Genomic DNA, 16,714 nt, shown 5'->3' with positions numbered 1-16,714 from the left:
ATGGGCAAGGTGGCCTTGGGATCCGGCGAGCAGGCAACGCTCGATCTGTCCGGCGACGGCTTCCTGCAGGTGGCGGTGCCGACCAAGGCTAAAGGCGATGGGGCACTGGTCGACAATAGCGGCAGGATCTCGGCAAGGGGCGGGACGGTGCAACTGTCTGCGGCAGCGGCGAGAGACATGGCGCGGCAGGCGGTCAACATGTCGGGGACGATCGAGGCGAGGGGTGTCTCGGGCAGAAGCGGCGATATTGTGCTGTCGGGTGGCGATGGCGAGGTGGCGATATCAGGCAATGTCGATGCCAGCAGCAGGCGCGGCTCAGGCGGCAAGGTTGAGGTGACGGGCCGCAAGATCACGCTGGCGAATGCGAAGATCAATGCCTCTGGCAAGACCGGCGGCGGCACGGTCAACATCGGCGGCAACCGCCAGGGCAAGGGGCCGCTGCAGCATGCCGAGACGCTGACGATTGATGCCAACACCGTCATCAATGCCGATGCGGTCACGACGGGTCATGGCGGCAATGTCGTTCTGTGGTCGGATGATCTGACGCGCTTTGCCGGCACGATCACGGCGAAGGGCGGCACGATCTCCGGCAATGGCGGCGAGGCGGAAGTCTCGGGCAAGGCGAAGCTGTCCTACACCGGCCTCACCGACCTGACCGCGGCGCATGGTTCCGTCGGCAATCTGTTGCTTGATCCCTACAATATGACGATATCGACGGGGACGGACAGCAATTCCTCCGGCTTCACGGCGACAGGCAATGACAGCATCATCAATGTCAACACGCTGACCAATGCGCTCGCAACCGCCAATGTCACGGTTTCGACCGGCGGAGCGGGCTCCGCCGGCTCGCAGGCCGGCACCATCACGGTGGCCGCCCCGATCACCTGGAGCGCGCTCACCACGCTGACTTTGAGCGCTGCCTCCGACATCACAATCAACGCAGCGGTTACGGCGTCGGGGGCGAGCGCCGGCCTGGTTTTGCAGGCCGACAATTCGGGCACCGGCGCGGGTACGGTCTCATTCGGCGCGGGAGGGTCCGTAGCGCTTTCAGGATCATCCACTGCGGCAAGAATATATTACAACCCTTCCAGCTTCGGGACTGCGACCGATTTCAGCAGCAAAGTCGCCGCAAACAGCGTTATTGCCTATCAACTGGTGAACAATCTCACCGACCTTCAAGCCATCAGCCTTCATCTCAACGGAAACTTCGCGCTCGGGAAGAATCTCGACGCCTCCGCGACCGTGCGCTGGAATGGCGGTTCAGGGTTCGTGCCGATCGGCGTCGATCGCGCTGGCAACGTGTTGAACAATTCCAATGGTTTTAACGGTAACTTCGACGGACAAAATCACGCGATTTACAATCTAACCGCAGCCACCGTCAATTATGCTGGCCTATTCGGCTATGCGGGCACGGGGTCGCGGATAACGCGCGTCGGGTTGGTCGGCGGCTCGGTTTATGGTGGCAGCAATGTCGGCGGTCTGGTCGGCTACAGCGCAGGTTCGGTCACATCGTCCTTTGCCACCATCGCGGTCAACGGCGGCAGCGACAATGTTGGCGGTCTGGTTGGCTACAACCTGGGCTCGGTCTCGACATCCTATGCGACCGGCGCGGTCGTCGGCAATTTCTATGTCGGTGGACTGGTCGGCTGGAGCGTGGGTTCAGTCACGCAGGCCTACGCGACAGGCGCGGTCACCGGCTACAAATATGTCGGTGATCTGGTTGGAGTCAATGGCGGCACCATTGCATACACCTTTACCTCGGGCCTGCGCCCCGGGTACGGTTTGGTCGGCTTGAATTTGCGTACCGTCAGCAACAGTTTCTGGGACACGGACACCAACGACCAATACTTCGGCACCGGCTACAGCGGTCAAGGCACATTCTCCGCCAGCGGCCTTGGACGCCTTGCCATGCAAGACCCGCTCACTTTCATCAACGCGGGCTGGGATTTTACGTCCGTCTGGGGCAAATCCACCAGCGGCGCGAATAATGGCTATATGATGCTGCGTTCGCTCAGCAGCGGGCTCTATGACGACTATGTCAAGATCGGCAGTGCCTCGCGCACCTATGGAGAGAGCAATTCAACGATCACCGGTGCGACGCTTTCGGGCGTCGGCGCAGGCAATGTCACGTTCAACTGGGGTAGCGCGATCAAGGCCACGACCAATGCCGGAACCTATAATTACGCTGATGCTGGCGTCATCTCGTTAAGCGAAACCGGCTCCCGCACGGCCTATGTCGATTACAGTCAGAACTTGACCATAGGAAGACGCCCACTGACGGTAACGGCAGAGGCGCAGACGAAGACCTATGGTGATGCCGATCCGACGCTGACATATACAACTACAAGCACGGTCAACAACGACACGCTTTCTGGCTCGCTTGCGACAACCACCGGGCAGTATTCCGATGTGGGTCGCTATGCGATCACGCAAGGCTCCCTCGACAATGCCAACTACGCCATAAACTATGTAGGCGCTGACCTGACGATCAATCAGCGTGCGCTTACCGTGGCGGCGAATGCCGGCCAGAGCTTCACCTATGGCGACACGCCTTCGCTCGCCTATAGCGTGACGAGTGGTTCGTTGCTGAACGGAGATGCCTTGTCCGGCAGTCTTGGGGGGCTTACCAGCACGAGCGGCGTCGGCACTTACACCCTCACACGGGGGACGCTCGACAATACCAACTATGCCATCACCTTTGTCGGCAACACCGCGACTGTGGCACCCCGCCCGATTACGGTGACGGCGGATGCGCAATCGAAGACCTATGGCGACATCAATCCGGCGCTGACCTATACGACCAACGGCCTCGTCAATGGCGACACGCTTTCCGGGCTGCTTTCAACCGCCGCTGGGCAATATTCGAATGTCGGCGGCTACGCGATCACACAGGGCGCGCTTGCGGCATCGAACAATTACGTGCTGACCTATATCGGCGCGAACCTGGCAGTCACGCAGCGCCCCCTCACGGTGACTGCCAACGCTCTGTCGAAGACCTATGGCGACATCAATCCGGCGCTAACCTATACGACCAACGGCCTCGTCAACGGCGATACGGTTTCCGGTTCCCTTGCGACCTTGGCAGCACAATATTCGAATGTCGGCAGCTACGCGATCACGCAAGGCTCGCTCACGGCTTCCGGCAACTACGCCCTCACCTATATCGGGGCTGATCTCACTGTGAACCGGCGAGCCTTGACGGTGGCAGCGGATGCGTTGTCGAGAACTTACGGCGATGCTAATCCGACGCTGACTTACACTGTCGGTGGCGCGGGGCCCGTCAATGGCGATACGCTTTCTGGTTCGCTCTCGACTTCGGCGATGCAGTATTCGAATGTGGGTACCTACGGCATCACGATCGGAAGCCTCGGCAATTCCAACTATTCGATCAGCTTCACCGGCGCGGACCTGACGATCAATCCACGGCTGCTGACGGTGACGGCGGATGCGCTGTCGAAGGCCTATGGCGATGTTAATCCGATGTTGACCTACACGGTGGGCGGCGCAGGCCTCGTCAATGGCGACACGCTGTCCGGATCGCTGGTGACCACGGCAGGGCAATATTCCAACGTCGGCACCTATACAATCTCGCAGGGCACGCTCGGCAATTCCAACTATTCGGTCAGCTACGCCGGCGCGGACCTGACGATCAATAAGCGCGCGCTGACGGTGACGGCGGATGCGCTGTCGAAGGCCTTTGGCGATGCCAATCAGACGCTGACCTACACGGTGGGCGGCGCAGGCCTCGTTAATGGCGACACGCTGTCCGGATCGCTGGTGACTACGGCAGGGCAATATTCGAATGTGGGTACTTACGGCATCACGATCGGCAGCCTCGGCAATACCAACTATTCGGTCAGCTACACAGGCGCGGACCTGACGATCAATAAGCGCGCGCTGACGGTGACGGCGGATGCGCTGTCGAAGGCCTATGGCGATACAAATCCGGCGCTGACCTACACGGTAGGTGGCGCAGGCCTCGTCAATGGCGACACGCTGTCTGGGTTGCTTTCAACCGCCGCCGGGCAATATTCCAACGTCGGCCCCTATACAATCTCGCAGGGCACGCTCGGCAATTCCAACTATTCGGTCAGCTACACAGGCGCGGACCTGACGATCAATAAGCGCGCGCTGACGGTGACGGCGGACGCGCTGTCGAAGGCCTATGGCGATACAAATCCGACACTGACCTACACGGTGGGTGGCGCAGGGCTCGTCAATGGCGATACGCTCTTTGGATCGCTAGTGACGACGGCAGGGCAATATTCGAATGTCGGCACCTATGCGATCTTGCAAGGATCGCTGGGCAACGCAAATTACGCGATCACCTATAGCGGGGCAGACCTGACAATCAACAAGCGCGCGATCACGGTTGCGGCCGACAACCAGAGCCGCATCTATGGCAATGCCAATCCGGCTCTAACCTATGCGATCGGCGGGGCAGGGCTCGTCAACAGTGATACGTTGTCGGGTCTGTTGGCGACATCGGCTACCGGCTCCTCGAATGTCGGCACCTATGATATCACGCAGGGCACGCTTACGGCCTCCGGCAACTACGATCTGAGCTTCATCGGTGGAGACCTGACGGTCAGCAAACGCGCGATCACGGTTACGGGCAACAGTCAGAGCCGCATCTATGGCGACGCCAATCCCGCTCTGACCTATGTAATCGGCGGGGCGGGACTTGTTAATGGTGATGGCCTGAGCGGCGGACTGGCAACCGCTACCGGACCTGCCTCCGGTGTCGGCACCTACGGCATTACCCAGGGTTCGCTTGCCGCGTCGGGCAATTACGACCTGACCTTCCTCAGCGGCATGCTGTCGGTCACGCCGCGGGCGATCGCCGTCACAGCCAATGACGCAACCCGAACCTATGGCGACCAAAACCCGGTCTTCGGCTATGCCGCCGTCGGCCTCGTCAATGGCGACACGCTGACAGGGGCGCTCGCCGCGTCGGCCAGCCAGTTCTCCGGTATCGGCTCCTACGCCATCGGTCTCGGCACGCTCGGCAATGCTAATTACGCGATCGCCTATACCGGCGCCAACCTGACGATCACGCCGCGCCTGATCAGCGTGATTGCCAACAATGCCAGGCGTGCTGCGGGTGCTGCCAATCCGTACTTCACCTATACGGTCGCAGGCGGCGGCCTCGTCAACGGAGATCGGCTTTTCGGTCAACTGGCAAGCGCCGCCGATCGCTTCTCCATTCCCGGCAGCTATGCGATTGAACAGGGAAGCCTTGCAGGTTCGGCCAATTACAGTCTCAGCTTCGTCAAGGGCATTCTGACGGTCACGGCCCCACCCTCAAGCCCGAGCACGGATTTGGCCAGCGCGATCGTGCCGCGCTCCTATGCGCCCGACACGGCACCGCCGCTACCGCCGCTGCCGGCCGAGGATCACCGCGGCTTCTCCTACACCGAAGCGGGGCGCGGTCTGTTCCTGACGGATCCTCGCTTTGCCGGCACCGTTGTCTGTCTCGGAGATGGCACAGGTTGCCTGGTGCAGGCCGTGCCGTAAGTACACTGCGGCAAGTGGAGAGGCAGGCGATCGAAGGGATAGCCGTCAGCATGAGATAGGCAATAGGTCTGGCGGCGCTCGGCCACGATGAAATCTGCAGCCTGTGTGAATGAACCAGCCGTTCATAACGGAGCATCGCCCAACCTGACATAATCCATTAGGTTGCAAGTTCGATTTCCTTCAAGAGATCTTCAAATATTGCAGGCTTGCGTACAACTAGCGATCGGCTTGTCTAGGTGAGGCGTAATCACGACGATACTCGCAACATCTTTCGCACTTTCCGCGAGAGCTCATCGAGGGTCGCCATCATTTGGCTCACCTGCGACGATGTGGATGTGGGCTCTGGGACATATCTGATGACGTGATACTCGTTACTTGCGGGCAGCATTACCAAGTGCGCCATCGTCTGCTTGCGCAGCACGAGGACAGCTTCAGATGCAATGTGCGCCTGCTCGCCGAGACGGCGCCGAAGGCTGCGGATCGCCATGGGATCCACGCTTTGGCAAGTAAAAATGCATTCAAATAGAGCTCCATCGCATGGAGTGCTAAGAGACGCCGCGGAAGCTGGCTGGACTTGGACGAGCCCTTGCCGAGCCGGTAGGCTGTCTCTTGGTACTGCATCGCCAGATTGAGAATGCCCCGTACAATGGCTGCGTTACCGGCATATGCGGGTCCATTGCAGGATTTGGGCCGGCATTTCTCCAGAATGCGGATAAGATCCTTCAGCATCGTTCGCAGCTCAGGCCAAGGCGCATTTTGAGCTTCAGGCCAGGATCGTGCATGACGATTAGGCAATGGAGCTTCGCGGTGGCTTCGATCAGTGAGGAGGGCTTAGTGATCCACATGACACGTCCGAATATCCCAGCCCGTTCCGCGAGTTCTTGTTCTCGGGCGACGATCGCACTGTATCCCTAACGCCGATCCGCTTCTTTGCATCGTTTCCGGCGTCGACGAAGTTCGGCTCGTGCTTGCGACAGGTGTTCGACATCTAACTGAGACGCTATTCGATTGCTGTCGGCAAAAGAGTGCTCCTCGACAACGCCATCCTTTCCGACATTCGGAAGCATAACGACCGGAAGACCGCTGGCCTCTTCGGGCAGTTCCTTTTCAAGCTTTTTCCTAAGACGGGTGGCCCCCACGCACTGCTGGTGGCACGCATACCAGGAGGCCACATTTCTCTGACTGGTGACGGACCGCTCTCCCTTGGCCACCCACTTTCTGCGATCAATGTACTTAGCAAGTGCGCCGCGACGGAAAGCAGATTTCGGCGGTCGATGATTGGAGGCAGGCCTTCGCACGTGTCGCGCTTAAGTTTTTCGTTTCCATGCGTTATTGCAGGCAAAGCTCTGCTATTGTCAGAATCAGATGGGGTATTCGGCTTCGAGCCCCACTTCCGCATCGAAGAAGGTGTTGCGTCAGGTTGATGTTAAATTGGTCCGGGCAATCAGCTCGCCAACATCAGGAAAGGATGCATGCCATGAAGCAATTTGTCGGCCTTGATGTTTCGATCAAAGAGACTGCAATTTGCATTGTCGAAGAGACCGGTGGAATATGTCGCGAAGTGAAGGTTCCCAGCCATCCTGACGATCTCCTCGCCGTTTTGAAACATTCCGACTAGAATATCGAACGGATCGGGATTGAGGCTGGCCCCCTGTCGCAATGGTTATGCGAGGGGCTAGCAACGGCAGGTTTGCCTATAATGTGCATTGAAACGCGACACGTGAATGCGTTTTTGAATGCACAACCAAACAAGACAGATCGTAACGACGCACGTGACATTGCTCAGATGAGGCGGGTCAATTTATTTCGTATGGTTCACGTCAAGACCCTGACCAGTCAGAAGCGCCGGGCGCTTTTGACGGCTCGCAAGGTGCTCCAGGAAAATGCGATTGCGATCGAGAACAATATTCAGGGGCTTCTGCGCACGTCCGCACCGGTTGCCGTTTCTGGCCCCAAAAGGCTCGCCATAACTTCAAGTTATTAGATATCACATTTTTTTCGGACTCCCATCCGCGTCCGCCGTTGTTACAGTTTGGTCAATAAAGATCGGGAACACGGCGTCTCCAGATGAGGCGACCGGCAAAGCAAACAATCATGTCGCCTTGAGCCAGCGCCTTCGCGCCGGCGGTCAAGCGCACGCGTTATCGGGAGGCCAACGACATTGGCGACGGCTGTAGTTGCATATGGCGTTCGAAGCCCCTGCTCGGCAGGCGCTGCAGGGCGGTGTCGGATATGAAATCTCATTCAGCGAAAGCGCAAATTGGCTTGCATTCGCTCAGCAAGCACTACGGAACGCACATTGTTCTCGACCGGCTCGACCTGGAAGTCTCGTCCGGTGAGGTTCTCGCGATCATCGGCCCTAGCGGTTCGGGAAAGAGCACGCTCCTTCGCTGCATCAACTACCTCGAGCAGCCGTCGGACGGCACAGTCACCGTTGGCGAGACGGTAATCAATGCAGCCCAACCGGTGTCTCGCGCCGAGCTTTCCAGTCTGCGCCGACGCGTTGGCATGGTCTTTCAATCATTCAATCTCTTTCCTCATATGTCCGTGCTTCGAAATGTCAGCCTCGCCCAGGAGCGGGTGCTTGGCCGTAGCCGAGCCGAGGCGGATGAGCGCTCGATGCAATTGCTAAGTCGCGTCGGTCTTGCGGAAAAGGCCGGGCAGTTTCCTGGCCGTTGTTCGGGAGGGCAACAACAGAGGATTGCCATTGCCCGGGCCCTGGCACTCGACCCTGAGGTTATGCTTTTCGATGAGCCCACTTCCGCGCTTGATCCCGAACTCGGGCTTGAGGTTCTGGCTGTCATGCGGGAGCTGGCCACCAGCGGAATGACCATGGTTGTCGTGACCCATGAGATGGGCTTTGCGGAAAACGTCTCCGATACCGTCATGATCATGGCGGATGGCCAGATCGTGGAAAAAGGTCCGTCGACCGAGGTCATGCGCAATCCGCAGCACGAGCGGACCCGCCGCTTCCTTCGCGCGGTGCACGATCGATGAGCGCTGCTGATTTCCTGCTCTTTTTTCGAGGTCTTATCTGGACGGCAGGCTTGACGGCTGGCTCCTTTATCATCGGTGCAATGCTGGCGGTTCCTCTTCTGGCGGCGCGACGGAGCCGCTTCATGCTGGTGCGCATCTGCGCGGCCGTTACGATCCAGATCGTCCGTGCCATCCCGCCGATCCTGTGGTTGTTCATCATCTTCTTTGGTCTTGGGATGAGTTACTTCCCGATCAATCCGTTTGCGGCGGCCCTGACCGGCCTCGGTCTCATAGCGGCGGCAAACATGGCAGAGATTTACCGTGGCGCCTTGAGCTCAATCCATCATGGCCAGTGGGAGGCTTGTACAGCGCTCGATCTTGGCCGTTGGCACACCATGAGGGACGTGGTCGCTCCGCAAGCTCTCAGAGTGGCGCTGCCTTCCGCCGCGAGCTATCTCATCGGTCTGATGAAGGAGACGGCCGTTGCCTCGACGATCGGTGTCACGGAACTTGCCTACCAGGGCAACCAGCTTTCGCAGCTGACGTTCCGCGGTCTTGAGGTGTTTGCAATCGTTGGGCTCTTTTACATTTTCCTCAGCCTGCCGGTCGCCTGGTTGTCGCGCCTCGCCGATGCTCATCTCCGATCCAAGGTGGCACGCTGATGTTTCCAAGCTATGACGAATTGGTGACGTGGATGCCCGACCTTCTCGGGGGGCTTTCCATCAGTGTACAGGTCGCTTTGCTCAGCCTGCTCCTCGGCGTCCCGTTCGGTCTTGTCCTCGCCTTGGGTGTGCTGGCGCGCAGTAAGGCCTTGAAGTACGCTTCGCTTTTCCTTGTTGAAGTTGGTCGAGGCGCGCCGGCATTGGTGCTGCTGCAATTCATCTATTTTGGATTGCCAAGTGTTGGATTCACGGTCGAGTCTTTCGCGGCAGCGGTCATCGCGCTTGCTTGGAACACGGGCGCCTATACCAGCGAGATCATCAGGGCGAGCCTCCAGTCCATTGCGCACGGCCAACGCGAAGCGGCTGAAGCGCTCGGTCTCAGTCGGGTCGATGAATTGCGTTTCGTATTGCTTCCTCAGGGCTTGCGTGTCGCGCTGCCAGCCCTTCTCGGTTTCTCGATCCTTATCTTTCAGGGCACGTCACTCTGCTTCACGATTGCACTGCCGGAGCTGGTGAGCCGTGCATATGAGATCGGCTCCAACACCTTCCGTTATTTCCCGGCGCTGCTTTGCGCGGGCGTTCTCTATGCCTGCATTTCGATACCCGCGGCTCTCCTCGTCAATCACGTGGAGAGGCGCGCAAGCCTCTATGCCCAACGCTAACCCCATAAGAAGGAATTCCGGCATGCCCGCATTCAAGTCCAAGACCCATCTTCTTCTGCCTGGCATTCTCGGTGCGCTCCTGTCTGGCCAAGCTGTACAGGCCGCCGATTGCACGCCAAAGCACAAGTTTACGACCATTCAGCAGGGCACTTTGACCGTTGCGGTGACCACCTATGCGCCGCATTCCTACATGGACGACGGCGGGAACATGAAGGGAATAGACGGCGACATTGCTTCCGAATTCGCCAAACGCGAATGCCTGCAAGTCAGGGCCGTAGCCGTCGATCCCGCTGCGGCAATCCAGTATGTCCTTTCGGGTCAGGCCGACATTACCACGGGCGATTGGTATCGCACCGCCGAACGGGCCAAAGCCATGAACCTGTCCGCACCGCTTTATACCGACCAGATGGCGATCTACTCCAAGCAGGGGTTCAAGAATGTATCCGATGTTGAAGGCAAAAAGGTTGGTACGGTTCAGGGTTATCTTTGGGTCGCCGACCTCAAAACCTTGCTCGGCGGGTCGCTGAAGCTTTATCCGAACTCCGTCAACATGCAGCAGGATCTGTTTGCCGGCCGCATCGACGTGGCGGTGGACGGCTACTCGACGGGAGTGGTCGCCGCACAGAAAGGGGCGTTGAAGGACGTCAAGGTCGCTGTCGCAGCCGCGGATCCCCGCGTGAAGGCGACCAAGGAAGCCGCACAGGCCGCGTTCCCATATTCGCTGAAGGCCAAGGAATTCGGCGCAGCGCTCGATAACGATATTGAGGAAATGCATAACGACGGAACGATCGTCAAGATTCTCAAGTCCTACGGCCTTGATGGAACCGCCGCTGAAACCGGTGCTCCGCGTCTGGTGCAATAACGCCGGCCGGCCGGGGAGGCAATCTTTCTCGGCCCTCGCCAACACACTCAGGAGATATGACGTTGACAGTCCACAAGGTCACGCGCAAGACGCAGTCCTGGTACGGTGAGCAGATCGGCATTCTGATCCTCGACGCCGCCTATCCTTGCGTTCCCGGGAATGTCGGGAATGCGACGACCTACACCTATCCTGTTCGGTTCCAGGAGGTTCGCGGTGCGTCGATCGATCGGCTTTTGAACCAGCGCGATCCAGCCTTGAAAGAGGTCTTCGTAGAGGCTGCGCTGGAGTTGCAGGGCCGCGGCGTCAAGGCGATTACCGGCGCCTGCGGCTTCATGGCCTATTTTCAGGAGGAGGTGGCGGCTGCGCTCGACATTCCCGTCTTTCTCTCGAGCCTCATGCAGATCCCTTTCATGCATGCACTCTGCGGCGGCAGCGTCGGTGTCATTACCGCCAATGCATCACGGCTTACGCAGCGGCATTTCAAGGCCTGCAACGTGCCTGACAGCATTTCACTGGTCGTCGCCGGCATGGAAGATCAGACTGAGTTTCGCCAGGCGATCCTCGAGGAAAGGGGAACGCTTGACTCAGCGCAAATCGAACGCGAGGTCACGCAGGTCGCGCGCCGTCTTGTGGAGGAACATCCCGACGTTCGCTCGATCCTGCTTGAATGCAGCGATCTGCCTCCTTACGCCCATGCAGTGCAAGCTGCGACGGGACGTCCTGTCTTTGATTTTATCACGATGATCAATTACGTCCAGCAAAGCATCGCCCGCCGGCCCTACGCCGGCAGCATGTGATGCGCGACTGACTCGAACCGGAGGTCAGACATGTCCCTCGATCAATACTATCTACTGGGGCGTTCGGGCCTTCGGGTCAGTCGGTTGGCGCTCGGGACGATGACCTTCGGCAATGGCGGCATTCGCGGTATCGGCGGAAGTTGGGGGGCAGATGAGCCAACGGCCAGAGCCATTTTTGAACGCTATATCTCTGCCGGCGGAAATTTCATCGATACTGCCAATTCCTATGCGGCAGGATTGAGTGAGAGCATTGTCGGGACCTTCGTGAAGGAAGCTGGCATCCGAGACGCGGTCGTCATCGCGACGAAGTTCTCCAACAGTCTATCTCCGGGCAATCCGAATGCCGGCGGAAATGGCCGCAAGGCGATGATGCAGGCGGTCGACGCTTCGCTGAAGCGCCTGAAGACGGACTATATCGACCTCTATCTGCTTCATACATGGGACCGCATGACCCCGGCGGAGGAAGTCATGCGAACATTCGATGATCTCGTGCGGGCCGGAAAGATCCGTTATGCGGGGTTGTCCGATGTTCCCGGTTGGTACGCCGCGCGGGCTCAGACCTGGGCCGAGGCGCATGCGCTCACCCAGCCCATCTGCTTGCAACTGCCCTATTCATTGGTGGAACGAAGCATCGAGCATGAATTCGTGCCGCTCGCCGACGCGCTCGGTCTTGGCATCACCGCCTGGAGCCCGCTTGCCATGGGGCTTCTTTCCGGAAAATATCGTCCTGGCTCCGCAGGGCAGGGACGGCTTTCGCAGGATGTGTCCGGTGGAGGCCTCGGCCTGTTCACCGAACGTAATGCACGCATCCTGACCGTGCTGGAAAAGGCCGCCGCCGATATGGGGCGTAGCATGGCGCAAGTGGCGCTGAACTGGTGCGTCAACCGAGCGGGTATCGCGGCAGCCATAATCGGTGCTAGCCGCCTGTCGCAATTGGAGGATAATCTTGCGGCCCTGGATTTCACGATCCCCGCCGAGTTCCGTTCGGCGCTGGAGCACGCTACCGCGATCGAAGCACCTTATCCGTACTTGCTTTTTGGCGATGATTATCAGGCGGGGATCCTGAATGCGGGCACAACGGTTGGCGACAAGCCTTCCGGCTATCGTGGGGAAGTCTTGTTGCCGAAGGCCGCAGAATATGTCTTCGGGCAATCGAAGGTCAAAGACCTCGGTTGACCGTGCCGTGAGCTGGACGGGTCCTGGCGTTTAATCAATCTGCGTTTCCGCTCGGGGACTAAGCAGCAATGGCGCCCTCACAGATACTTCTCTTCGTTTAGGCCTTGCCTTGCTACGTCGGCGACCCGGGAAAGCGGACACGATGGATGAAGAGCGGCTTTGTTCCTATTGCTTCGACGGGAGGATCTTGGATTTCGTCGATGGCGATTGCCGCGGAAATGCACGCGGCAACTCTGTGCGCAGACCTCCAGGCGCCTAGTTCTCATTGGAAAGGACAAGCACAGGCGTGCCCGGACCCGCTCTGAAAGACGAACTATCTCAAAATTGGGCGGTGAAGACCGTGCTCTACCTGTCCATTTTGTCCTGGAAGGGCTTTAAGTGGTGATGGCCGTGGGCCCCTCGAAGACCGGCGCGTCGGCACCCTGCTCAAGCAGCCAGTCCCGGAAAAGCATCGCACCATGTTTTGACGGACGCTGCGCCGGCATGATGATGTGTATTGTCTGGCCGGAGCGATAAACCGCATCGAGGGGATAGACCAGGCGGCCGGCACGGACGTGATCGTGGACAAGGTGCTTCCAGCCAAGCGCAATGCCCTGACCGAGAACGGCTGCTTCAATGGAGCTCAGCGCATCAGTGAAGATAAAGTCCTGATTGAGGCGCGCCACCGGCACGGAATGCTGAGCCAACCATTCCGGCCATCCAAGCCGGACGCGATGCCGCTCCTCGAAGTGGAGGAGCCTGTGGTTAAGCAGATCGGAAGCTTCGCCTATTGGGCCGTGTTCCCTCAGATAGTCAGGGCTGCAAACGGGGATGACCTCCTCGGTCACGAAGTGCCAGGCATGTATTCCGGGCCATTTGCCGAGGCCGAGCCGTGCTGAAAGATCGATGTTCTCCTCGTTTAGATCCTGATCGTCTCGACTGCTCTCCTCGATCCGAAGAGCAATATCGGGGTGCTTTGCCTTGAAATCCTTAAGACGCGGCAAGAGCCACAGCTGCACGAAAGAAGCGGAGAACGACACTCTCACCGTGTCGTTTGAGTGCTTCTTGCGCAACGATGTCAGAACCATATGGAGATGGTCGAAGGCCTGTTGGGTCTCCCGATAGAATTTCAGGCCTTCGGCAGTCAGTTCCAAGCGAGTATGCTCGCGACGGAACAGCTTCAGCCCTGTCGCTTCCTCCAAAAGCCTGATCGTCTTGCTGACGGCCGGCTGGCTGACATTCAGTTCCTCGGCGGCCGCCGTAAAACTTCGCCGCCGCGCCGCAGCTTCGAAGACAAACAGATAGTTGGCGGAAGGCACGAGCGAGCGAAGTCTATGCATAATCTGAAGTTATGCCCCTTTGTAATTTTTTGCAACGTCACAACCGAAGTCGCCGCCGCTAGTCTCGCTCGAAATCAACTCGGGAACTCCTCATGCAAACTCATGCTCGCGCCGTTGTCATCGGCGGTGGTTGTGTCGGCGCCGCCATTCTCTACGGACTGACCAAACGTGGCTGGACAGACGTCGCGCTGCTCGAACGTACCCAGCTCACCGCTGGTTCCACCTGGCATGCTGCCGGCCTTATCCCTTCCTACGCCCGCAGCATCAACATCGGCCGGATGATCGCCAAGACGATCGAGATCTACGAAGGTCTGGAGGCGGAAACCGGTCAGCATGTCGGTTGGCACAAATGTGGGCAGCTGCGCATCGCCAATACGCGCGACCGCCTGGACGAATACAAGAGCTACATGAGCGTCGCCGCCGTACAGGGGATCCGTGCAGAGCTCGTGACACCGCAGGAAGCCCGCAAGCTTTGGCCATTGCTCGAAAACAATCACGAGATGCTGGCGGCCCTTTATCACCCAGATGACGGCCATATTGCGCCCGCCGATGTCACGCAGGCCATGGCCAAGGGGGCACGGGATCGCGGCGCCAAGATCTATCTCAACACCGAGGTGCGTGGCTTTGAACGCTTGCCGGGTGGCGAGTGGAAAATCCTCACCAACAATGGCGAAATCATTTGCGAGCACATCATTTCGGCAACGGGAAACTATGCGCGCCAGACCGGCGCCATGCTCGGGCTTGAAATTCCGGCGATCCCGATCGTCCATCAATATTGGATCACCGATGCGGTGCCGGAGGTGGTCGAACGCAAACGCCAGGGGCTGCCGGAAATGCCGATCCTGCGCGACGAGGCTTTCGAGGGCTATCTCCGCGAAGAGGGCGATGGTCTCATGTTCGGCCCCTATGAAAAGACGGAGCACCTGAAGCTCTTTGCCGAGAATGGGGTTCCCGAATGGTTCGGCGCGGACCTGCTGGAAGAGGATTTCGATTCCGTTTCCTGGAACTGGGAACGTGCGATGGAGCTCGTTCCGGCTCTTGGTCGGGTCGGCATCAAGGCGAATGTGCGCGGCCCATTCCAGATGACGGCGGACGAACTTCCCTTGGTCGGGCCGGCCTGGGGACTGGAGAATGTCTGGATCGCCGAAGGCGTGCCCGGCGGCATCCTTTGGGGTGGCGCGATCGGCTACTATCTGTCGGAGCGCATTGTCGAAGGCGCAAACAGCCTGGATACGTCCGAGCTCGACCCGCGCCGCTTTGGCGACTATGCGAACAAGGAATGGACGCGACAGAAGGTACGCGAAAGCTGGGGTACTCACGCCGAGTTGCATTATCCAGGCCAGGATATGCCGGCGGCCCGACCGCAGAAGACGGCGCCTTCCTATGATATCTTGTCGAGACACGGTGCTGTCTGGGGTGTCCTCAACGGTTGGGAAATGCCGAACTGGTTTGCGCCTGATGGCGTCGAGGCAAAGGATCAATACAGCTGGCGCTGGACGGAAAAGGGCAAATATGTCGGTGAAGAGGTCCACGCGGTGCGAAATGCCGTAGGCCTTGTCGAGATGACGCCGATGACCAAGTTCGAAGTCTCCGGTCCTGGGGCTGAAGCCTGGCTCGATGGCATTCTCGCCAATCGCCTGCCAAAGATCGGCCGCGTCAATCTCAGCCATCATCTGACGAAGACCGGCGGCGTTCAGGCCGAGTATATCGTCTCACGCCTCGAGAACGGTACATTTTATCTGATTTCCACTCCGCGGGCCGAGCGCTGGAATTTCGACGATCTTTCGAAACTCCTGCCGAAGGATGGATCGGTTCAGTTGCGGAACGTGACGAACGAGCGCGGTTGCTTCACCATCGTTGGGCCAAAGGCGCGCGAGGTGTTGCAGAGCCTCACCGAGATGGACCTCTCCAATGGAAGGTTCCCATGGTTCGCAGTGAAATCAGGCTCGGTCGGCCTTGCAAGCGATGTCCGCCTGCTGAGGGTCAACTACGAAGGTGAACTCGGATGGGAACTCTATCATCCGCTTTGCTATCAGCGTCACCTCCTCGAAGCTCTGCTTTCGGCTGGCGCGCCGCATGGCCTGCGCCTGATCGGTCTGCACGCGCTGGAATCGCTTCGGTTGGAGAAGTCCTATCGCGCCATGTATCGCGATATGAATCCGGAGCTCACCGCCTGGGAAAGCAACCTTGATCGTTTCGTCAGGCTGGACAAGGGTGACTTCGTTGGCAAGCAGGCTCTCCTCCGGCAGAAAGAGGAGGGTGTCAAACAGAGATCAGTCACCATTTCCATCGAGACCGATGGGGTGAGCTCGCTCATTCATGAAGGCGTCTATCACAATGGCAAACTGGCTGGCCGTATCACCTCGGGCAGCTACGCCTACACGCTCGGCTGCGATGTGGCCTTTGCACTGCTTCCTGTCGAACTCAATAATCCAGGGACTGAACTCGAGGTTATGATCCTCGGAGAAATGCGCAAAGCGCGCGTGATCCCGGAATCGCCTTACGATCCCGAAGCCCTGCGCGGCCGCATGTGATCCGCGATAGACAAATTCAGGAGAAGCAGCATGAAAATCCTTGTCCCAGTTAAGCGGGTTGTTGACTACAACGTGAAGATCCGCGTGAAGCCGGATGGATCTGGCGTTGAGCTGTCGAACGTGAAGATGTCGATGAATCCGTTCGACGAGATCTCGGTCGAAGAGGCGCTGCGTCTGAAGGAAGCTGGCAAGGCCGAGGAAGTGGTGGT

General features: G+C 58.9%; 9 protein-coding genes and 2 pseudogenes. 10 read left to right on the top strand and 1 reads right to left on the bottom strand.

Going from position 1 to position 16,714, the window contains the following annotated elements; translation table 11 throughout:
- The first annotated feature begins 15 nt into the window (after window positions 1-15).
- The 8 genes and pseudogenes from QD461_RS35200 (at window position 16) to QD461_RS35165 (ending at window position 12,652) form a co-directional block, all read left to right on the top strand.
- Entirely contained in the window at window positions 16-5,517 is a 5,502-nt protein-coding gene (locus QD461_RS35200; RefSeq protein WP_414091505.1) for a beta strand repeat-containing protein, read from the top strand.
- A gap of 1,477 nt (window positions 5,518-6,994) precedes the next feature.
- Window positions 6,995-7,441 (top strand): annotated as a pseudogene (locus tag QD461_RS35195) (IS110 family transposase); the annotation flags it as partial.
- 308 nt (window positions 7,442-7,749) lie between these two features.
- Window positions 7,750-8,514, top strand: a complete 765-nt coding sequence (locus QD461_RS35190; RefSeq protein WP_414091504.1) for an amino acid ABC transporter ATP-binding protein — start codon at window positions 7,750-7,752, stop codon at window positions 8,512-8,514.
- A complete protein-coding gene (locus tag QD461_RS35185) occupies window positions 8,511-9,155 on the top strand; it encodes an amino acid ABC transporter permease (RefSeq protein ID WP_414091503.1) in 645 nt (214 codons plus the stop codon). Before QD461_RS35190 ends, QD461_RS35185 begins: the two co-directional genes overlap by 4 nt.
- Window positions 9,155-9,817, top strand: a complete 663-nt coding sequence (locus QD461_RS35180) for an amino acid ABC transporter permease (protein WP_414091502.1) — start codon at window positions 9,155-9,157, stop codon at window positions 9,815-9,817. Before QD461_RS35185 ends, QD461_RS35180 begins: the two co-directional genes overlap by 1 nt.
- 22 nt (window positions 9,818-9,839) lie before the next feature.
- On the top strand, window positions 9,840-10,679 hold the full coding sequence (locus tag QD461_RS35175) for a substrate-binding periplasmic protein (RefSeq protein WP_414091501.1): 840 nt from the start codon (window positions 9,840-9,842) through the stop codon (window positions 10,677-10,679).
- Window positions 10,680-10,741: 62 nt separating this feature from the next.
- Window positions 10,742-11,476: an aspartate/glutamate racemase family protein gene (locus QD461_RS35170; protein ID WP_414091500.1), complete on the top strand. Its 735-nt coding sequence runs from the start codon at window positions 10,742-10,744 to the stop codon at window positions 11,474-11,476.
- Between the two features lie 30 nt (window positions 11,477-11,506).
- Window positions 11,507-12,652, top strand: coding sequence for an aldo/keto reductase (locus QD461_RS35165; RefSeq protein WP_414091499.1), 1,146 nt, complete (start codon window positions 11,507-11,509; stop codon window positions 12,650-12,652).
- Between the two features lie 374 nt (window positions 12,653-13,026).
- Here QD461_RS35165 and QD461_RS35160 read toward each other — a convergent pair whose 3' ends face one another.
- Window positions 13,027-13,971 carry a LysR substrate-binding domain-containing protein gene (locus tag QD461_RS35160; RefSeq protein WP_414091498.1) on the bottom strand — a complete coding sequence of 315 codons (945 nt, stop codon included), beginning with the start codon at window positions 13,969-13,971 and terminating at the stop codon, window positions 13,027-13,029.
- 92 nt (window positions 13,972-14,063) lie between these two features.
- On the opposite strand from QD461_RS35160, the gene QD461_RS35155 reads away from it, so the two are divergent.
- Complete coding sequence (locus QD461_RS35155; RefSeq protein ID WP_414091497.1) at window positions 14,064-16,505, top strand: GcvT family protein; 2,442 nt, start codon at window positions 14,064-14,066, stop codon at window positions 16,503-16,505.
- 30 nt (window positions 16,506-16,535) lie between these two features.
- Window positions 16,536-16,714: pseudogene (locus QD461_RS35150) on the top strand (electron transfer flavoprotein subunit beta/FixA family protein); the annotation flags it as partial.

The organism is Rhizobium sp. BR 314, assembly GCF_047445805.1.
Lineage (GTDB): Bacteria > Pseudomonadota > Alphaproteobacteria > Rhizobiales > Rhizobiaceae > Rhizobium > Rhizobium lusitanum_B.
Note: the sequence above shows the minus strand (reverse complement) of the source record. Positions and strands in the feature narration are given on the sequence as shown.